We start from the raw sequence: 6860 nt of genomic DNA on the forward strand, positions 1-6860 counted from the left end.
GGGCGCGGGCGTGCAGACCGTGGCCTACGACGAGTTCCAGGGCGTGTCCCCGGGCGCGGTGGACATCGTCGGGGAGCAGGAGACCGCGATGGTCTTCACCGACGTGCGCAAGTTCAAGACCATCCCGATCATCTACAAGGACTTCCTGCTGCACTGGCGGGACATCGAGGCGGCGCGCACGCACAACATGCCGCTGGACGTGTCCGCCGCCGCCGGCGCCGCCGCGCTGTGCGCGCAGCAGGAGGACGAGCTCATCTTCTACGGCGACCAGCGCCTGGGCTACGAGGGCCTGATGACGGCCAACGGCCGCCTCACCGCCACGCTGGGGGACTGGACGGCGCCGGGCGGCGGCTTCCAGACCATCGTGGAGGCCACGCGCAAGCTCAACGAGGCCGGCCACTTCGGGCCCTACGCAGTGGTGCTGTCGCCGCGGCTGTACTCGCAGCTGCACCGCATCTACGAGAAGACGGGCGTGCTCGAAATCGAGACCATCCGTCAGCTCGCGTCCGACGGCGTCTACCAGTCCAACCGCCTGCGCGGTGAGTCCGGCGTGGTGGTGTCCACGGGCCGGGAGAACATGGACCTGGCGGTGGCCATGGACATGGTCGCGTCCTACCTGGGCGCCAGCAAGATGAACCACCCGTTCCGCGTGCTGGAGTCGCTGCTCCTGCGCATCAAGCACCCGGACGCCATCTGCACGCTGGAAGGCGCCCTCCCCGCCGCTCCTCCGGCGCGCCGTTAAGTCGCGTTCCACGCGCGGAGACTCATGGCCAAGGTCCTGGTCATCGATGACGAAACGAACCTGCGCAAGGTGCTGGCCGCCCTGCTGCGCCGCGACGGGTTCGACGTCACCGTCGCGGAGAACGGCGAGCAGGGCCTGGCCGAGTTCCACAAGAACGGCGCGGACATCATCGTCACCGACCTGGTGATGCCCAAGCTGGGCGGCATGGAGGTCCTTGCCGCCGTGCGCGCCGCGAACCCGGACGTGCCGGTGATCATCATCACCGCGCACGGCACCGTGGACTCCGCCGTGGAGGCCATCAAGGCGGGCGCGTTCGACTACATCACCAAGCCCTTTGATCAGGCGGAGCTGTCCTCCGTCGTGGCCAAGGCCGCCAAGACGAACGAGAGCGCCAAGCGCTCCGTGCGCGCGGACCACAAGGCCCGGTCCGCCATCATCGGCGAGTCGCCGCAGATTCAGGACGTCTACAAGATCATCGACAAGGTCGCGGACACGCCCTCCACGGTGCTGATCACCGGGGAGAGCGGCACGGGCAAGGAGCTCATCGCCACCGCGCTGCACGGCGCGTCCAGCCGCCGCGACAAGCCGTTCATCAAGATCAACTGCGCCGCCATCCCCGCCACGCTCCTGGAGAGCGAGCTGTTCGGCTACGAGAAGGGCGCCTTCACCGGCGCCGTCACGTCCAAGCCCGGCCGCTTCGAGCTGGCCGACGAGGGCACCCTCTTCCTCGACGAGATTGGTGAAATCCCCGTCGAGATGCAGGTGAAGCTGCTGCGCGCGCTCCAGGAGGGCGAGTTCGAGCGCGTGGGCGGCATCAAGACGACGCGCGTGAACGTGCGCCTGGTGGCCGCCACCAACCGCGACCTCCAGGCGGAGATTGAAGCGGGCCGCTTCCGCAAGGACCTGTACTACCGGCTGGCCGTGGTGCCCATCGTGCTGCCCGCGCTGCGCGAGCGCCGCAGTGACATCCCGATGCTCGCCCAGCACTTCGTGGACAAGTACAACCGGCGCCTCAACAAGAAGATCGAAGGCATCGCCGACGACGCGCTCGCGCTGCTCCAGGCGTACGCGTGGCCGGGCAACATCCGCGAGCTGGAGAACCTCATCGAGCGCGTGCTGCTCTTCGCGGACGGCCCCCTCATCACCGCCAAGGACCTGCCGGAGCCGGTGCGCGGGGGAGCGGGCGTGCAGGCGGGGGCACCGGTCGCCGCCTCGCTGGGCACGCTGGACGTCCCGGTGGGCGAGGTGGGCCTCAAGGACATCGTGCGCATGAAGGCCGCGGAGCTGGAGCGGGACCTCATCGTCAAGAAGCTGGAGGAGACGGGCGGCAACGTCACGCGCGCCGCGCGCCTCCTGCAGATCAGCCGCAAGTCGCTCCAGACGAAGATGAAGGAGTTCGGCCTGCGCGACACCACCCCGGACGGTCAGGAAGACGGCCCGGACGAGTAGCTCCGGGGTGCCGAAATAACGCTCTCTCGCCAGCGGTTTCGGCCCCCGCGTACCTTCTTACCCTCAGGGAGCCTGAATGCGGCCGAATCTTCCCACCCTCGGTGGACCACCGAAGCGCAATCCCTTCGGACCGGTGGTTGCCGTCTCCGTCATCCTCGGCGCGGCCGCGGGTGGCGTGTGGTGGTGGAAACAGCGCATGGCGGATGTCCCCATGGACGTCGCCTCGCAGACCGTGACCGCGCTGGACGCCGGCACCCTGGCCCAGGCCCCCGTGGCCCCGGCCGTGCCCGCCGACCCCGTGAAGGCCGCCGGCCTGGAGCGCGTGTCCATCCGCATCGAGGGCCCGCTGGAGACGGCGCTCGTCCAGGCCTCCGACTCCACCGTGGGCCCCGCCCTGGCGCAGGTGGTGACTCGCACGCTGGTGTGGTGGGTGCGCGTACCCGGTGAAATCCTCCGGGGGGACACGCTGGACGTGCTCTTCCAGCGCCGCCCCAACGAGGAGCCGCTGGTGTACGCGGTGCGCTTCGTGAGCGGCAAGACGGGCCAGACGCACCGCGCCTACCGCTTCACGCCCGCGGGTGAGCCGAACGCCCACTACTACCTGCCTGGCGGCGACGAGCTGGAGCTGCGGATGGAGAAGTCCCCCATCGACAGCTACGAGCAGATCACCTCGCTGCTGCGCGACGGCCGCGGCCACAAGGGCGTGGACTTCCGCGCGCCGGTGGGCACGACGGTCCGGGCGCCCTTCGCGGGCGTCGTCAAGCGCAAGAACTGGAACTTCGGCAGCAACGGCAACTGCATCGAGCTGGTGGAGTCCGGGGGCAAGGGCCGCCGCGCCCTCTTCCTGCACCTGGCGGAGCTGCCCAAGTCCGTCCAGCCCGGGATGCGCGTGTCCGCGGGCCAGGTGCTGGCCCAGAGCGGCAACACGGGCCACTCCTTCGCACCCCACCTGCACTACCAGCTCATGCTGGGCGAAAACCGGGTCCTGGACCCCTTCGACCAGCACAAGACCTACCGGGCCTCCCTGGCGGCCGCCCACAAGGGCGCCTTCGACACCGAGGTCCAGCGGCTGGATGGACTGCTCGGGACGCCCGTGGCGGGCAAGTAAGGCCCACCCATTTCTTGACACTCCTCCGACGGCACGGCTAGCTGGCAGGCCTGGGCCGTGGTCGTCGGAGGTAGTGGATGCACAGGTTTCGCGCCGTCATCGCCGCGCTGACGCTGGGCGTGCCTTTTGCCGCCAGCGCGGCGGATATCACCCGGATTGCTTCCTCGTTCGAGGACGACGATCCGTTCGACCTCTTCTTGGACGTAGGCTTCGAGCGCACGCAGACGCGCGCGAAGATCGTCCGTGAGCAGCTCGGTGGCGCAGGCGCCACCGACGTCCGGGAGGTCAACGAGCTCTGGTACAAGGGCGTGGACGCGCGGCTGAATCTGGCCGTGGCCTTCGGGCTCTGGAAGGACCTGGAGTTCAGCTTCAAGCTGCCCATCGTCTTCCAGCAGAACGAGACCTGGAACTTCGTGTCCGGCACGAACCAGGGCAACTCCACCATCACCAACAGCTGCTTCAACGCGGACGGCTCGCCCTACTCCGCCGAGGGCTGCGTGGGCCGGCTGTTCCAGGTGCCCCAGGAGAGCTACCGGGGCGGCCTGGGCAACGTGCACTTCGGGCTGGCGTACGCCTTCTTCAACCAGGAGAAGGACGACACCAAGCCCACGTGGATCCTCGGCATCGACTACGAGGCGCCCACCGCCAAGCAGCGCGACCCGAGCCTGGACAACACGGACCCGGATGGCGACCGCGGCAACGTGGGCGACCGCGTCCACAAGTACCAGCTCTACACGGCCTTCTCGCGGCGCATGGGCGTGGCGGAGCCGTACTTCAAGGCGTCCCACACCATTCCGGTGCGCGGCCCCGGCGCCTACTCCAACTGCGACCAGTCCGGCGCAAACCCGCCCAACCTGGGTGCCCCGGGCAACTGCTACAAGGAGCCGTGGACCCGCCACGAGACGGGCATCAAGGCCCCCTCGCAGACGGCGCTGACCTTCGGCATGGAGCTGGTGCCCTTCGAGAACGCGGCCAAGAACCAGAAGTTCACCCTGGACCTGCGGCTGTTGGGCAACTACGTGGGCCGCGGCCGGTACTACAACGAGCTGAGCTCCGCGCTGCGCAAGCTGCTCACCTCCGACGACTACCTCCAGGTGGGTGGTCAGTTCGCCGTCACCGCCGCCGCCGCCCAGGCCTTCACCATCCACGCCTCCGGCAAGTTCCTCTACAACACGGACCACCTGCTCACGTCCGAGTCCATTGGCCAGGACGTGAACGGCGACGGCACCGTGGACACCGCCCCAGGCTCGCCGGACCTGAACCCCACGTTCGACTGGCGCTATGACCTGGTGTCCCGCCGCTTCCGGGCCATCCAGAGCACCACGTTCCGCTTCGACCTGGGCGCGACCTTCAGCTTCTGAAGTCCCGCGCCGGAAGGCAGCGGTGGGCCTGCCCTACCGCTGCTTCAACCCCAGGCCCAGCCGGTACACCTCCTGGCCGGGCCACCCCGCGCGGCGGGCCAGCTCCGTGCTCAGCGGCTTGAGCTTCTCGCCGCGAGCCAGGCCCGATTCCAGCGCCCGGAGCAGCTCGTCCTCGCTCCAGCGCTGCTCGCCGGTGCGGCCCTCCACCAGCACCACCACCTCGCCCCGGGTCTCCTCGCCCGCGTAGCGCGCGACGAGGGCGGACAGCGTCCCCCGGACGAACTCCTCGTGCAGCTTCGTCAGCTCGCGCGCCACGCACGCACGCCGGTCCCCCCAGGCCTCCTGGAGGTCGACCAGCGTCTCCGCCAGACGGCGCGGGGATTCGTACAGGACGCAGGTGGCGGACAGGGGGGCCACCTCGTCCAGCATGGCCCGGCGCTCCGGCCCCTTGCGCGGCAGGAAGCCCAGGAAGTGGAAGCGCCCGGTGGGCAGCCCTGACGCGCTCAGGGCCGCCACCAGCGCCGTGGCCCCGGGCACCGGCTCCACCTTCAGGCCGCGCTCCAGCGCCTCCGCCACCAGCTTCTCCCCCGGGTCGCTGATGCCGGGGCTGCCCGCGTCGGTGATGAGCGCGCAGTCCTCCCCCGCCTCCAGGCGGTCCAGGATGCGCCCGGCGCGCTGCCCCTCCGCGAAGGCAGGCAGGCTCACCAGGTCCTTCCCCGTGATGCCGAAGTGGTCCAACAGGATGCGCGAGTGCCGGGTGTCCTCGCACGCGAGGAAGCCCGCGGTGCGCAGCGTCTCCAGGGCCCGGGCGGTGACGTCCCCCAGGTTCCCGATGGGCGTGGCCACGAGGTAGAGCGTTCCAGCCAAGGGAGGGATTCCTTTACATGCCAGCGTCGAAGGCGGCGGGCAGGTGCTCCACCCGGGCGTGCTCGCCCTGGCCCACGACGGAGATGACGTCGAAGCGCACCATGCGCCCGTCGATGCCGTTCTGGAAGAGAAAGAACCCAGCCCCCCATCACGCTGTTGAATCGTGTTGATTCCTCAGAGTTTCCGAGGACTTCGCGCGACAGCGGACTTGATGCAGGTGCTTCCTCACGCCTCCTCGTGACGGCTGGCGAGCACGCAGCGAGCACACGGGCCCAGGCCGACAGTTTCCGCGCTCGTGTCCCTGTCGTCGCGGGGTGCTCGGACTGCGCCGCTACCCAAGCCTGCCTCCAACACGCGCTGGAAGCCGCCGTGCGGCTCCTGTCGGAGCGCCTCCGTTCGTAACGCCCTGCCCTCGTCGCACGGGGCGCGAACAGGCCCCGCCACCCGCTGAACGCGCGCTTCCACGCGCGATGGAGAGCCGAACCATGCCAGTTACGTCTCGCTCCCGAGTCCGGACCGTCCAGCGTCCTGCTGAACCGTCCAGCACCGCGGACGCCTCGCCAAAGCCACTGGCCGAAATCCTCCGCGCGTACCTGTCTACCGGCGCGGAAGGCCTCGGGGTCAGCTTGGAGCCGTCGGAGTGCCAGGCCGTCCTCAACGCGGTCGAGTTTGCCCGGCAGGCCGGGCCCCTCACGCCGCTGGGAGCGGACACTGATGCAGTGACGGCGTTCCGGCGCTCGCTCCCGATGATGCCGGGCTGCGCGGTGTGCAGTGCCAGCACTATGGGTGGGCAGCCCGCGATGGCCTGCTGGCAGCACGCGCTCCCAGCCGCAGTGGACAAGGCCGCGCGCCTCCGGCAGCAGATCGAAGATGTCCACGCGCTGGTGCGCGCCCTGGCTGACACCTTCGGAGAGCACAAGGCCGTCCCCGGCCAGTTGTTGAGGACCCTCGACGTCCAGGTGCAGGTGTTCCGTGACAACGGAGGGGTCCCGTGAGCGCGGCGCTGACCGCTGTCATCCGGCAGTCGCTGGGGCTCATTGCAGGTGGGGCCAGGCGTGGCCGCCGCAAGGCGGCGAGTGCGACCGCGTCCACCGCCGTGGACACCTTAGAGCGCGAGCTGCTGGAGCTCCGGGCGCAGGTCGAAGCGGTGCGCCCGCTGGTGGACTGGGCCCGCGCAGCCCTGGAGCTACGCGATGAAGCCGACGACGCCCAGACGCAAGGGCACGTCATCGTGCTCGACGTCCGCGGGAAGGCGCGCGTGAGCGTCACCGTCGAGCAGCTCCGCGCGGCTGTGGCCGTGTTCCTCCCGCCCGCCCCGTCGCCCCTGTTGACG

Annotated in this window: 7 protein-coding genes; 6 read left to right on the forward strand and 1 reads right to left on the reverse strand. The window is 69.7% G+C overall.

Annotation, left to right across the window (positions count from 1 at the left end; all coding sequences use genetic code 11):
* The 4 genes from D7W81_RS38475 to D7W81_RS38490 all read left to right on the forward strand — a co-directional run.
* The coding region (locus D7W81_RS38475) for a family 1 encapsulin nanocompartment shell protein (RefSeq protein ID WP_120560333.1) at positions 1–742 on the forward strand (742 nt) is incomplete at its 5' end.
* A 24-nt stretch (positions 743–766) separates the two neighbouring features.
* Positions 767–2191 carry a sigma-54-dependent transcriptional regulator gene (locus D7W81_RS38480; RefSeq protein ID WP_120560334.1) on the forward strand — a complete coding sequence of 475 codons (1425 nt, stop codon included), beginning with the start codon at positions 767–769 and terminating at the stop codon, positions 2189–2191.
* Positions 2192–2267: 76 nt separating this feature from the next.
* On the forward strand, positions 2268–3299 hold the full coding sequence (locus tag D7W81_RS38485; RefSeq protein ID WP_120560335.1) for a peptidoglycan DD-metalloendopeptidase family protein: 1032 nt from the start codon (positions 2268–2270) through the stop codon (positions 3297–3299).
* Between the two features lie 77 nt (positions 3300–3376).
* On the forward strand, positions 3377–4660 hold the full coding sequence (locus D7W81_RS38490) for a hypothetical protein (protein WP_120560336.1): 1284 nt from the start codon (positions 3377–3379) through the stop codon (positions 4658–4660).
* 33 nt (positions 4661–4693) lie between these two features.
* On the opposite strand, the gene rsmI is transcribed toward D7W81_RS38490, so the two are convergent.
* Positions 4694–5527, reverse strand: a complete 834-nt coding sequence (gene rsmI / locus D7W81_RS38495) for a 16S rRNA (cytidine(1402)-2'-O)-methyltransferase (RefSeq protein ID WP_120560337.1) — start codon at positions 5525–5527, stop codon at positions 4694–4696.
* A 485-nt stretch (positions 5528–6012) separates the two neighbouring features.
* On the opposite strand from rsmI, the gene D7W81_RS38505 reads away from it, so the two are divergent.
* Positions 6013–6522, forward strand: a complete 510-nt coding sequence (locus tag D7W81_RS38505; RefSeq protein ID WP_120560338.1) for a hypothetical protein — start codon at positions 6013–6015, stop codon at positions 6520–6522.
* The coding region (locus tag D7W81_RS38510) for a hypothetical protein (RefSeq protein ID WP_147445777.1) at positions 6519–6860 on the forward strand (342 nt) is incomplete at its 3' end. The genes D7W81_RS38505 and D7W81_RS38510, both read left to right, overlap by 4 nt.

Source organism: Corallococcus aberystwythensis, from assembly GCF_003612165.1.
GTDB classification, from domain to species: Bacteria; Myxococcota; Myxococcia; order Myxococcales; family Myxococcaceae; genus Corallococcus; species Corallococcus aberystwythensis.

Bases quoted from the DNA above. Each gene is read 5' to 3' on its own strand.
- D7W81_RS38480 (WP_120560334.1), top strand. From the start codon at position 767: ATGGCCAAGGTCCTGGTCATCGATGACGAAACGAACCTGCGCAAGGTG.
- D7W81_RS38485 (WP_120560335.1), top strand. From the start codon at position 2,268: ATGCGGCCGAATCTTCCCACCCTCGGTGGACCACCGAAGCGCAATCCC.
- D7W81_RS38490 (WP_120560336.1), top strand. From the start codon at position 3,377: ATGCACAGGTTTCGCGCCGTCATCGCCGCGCTGACGCTGGGCGTGCCT.
- D7W81_RS38505 (WP_120560338.1), top strand. From the start codon at position 6,013: ATGCCAGTTACGTCTCGCTCCCGAGTCCGGACCGTCCAGCGTCCTGCT.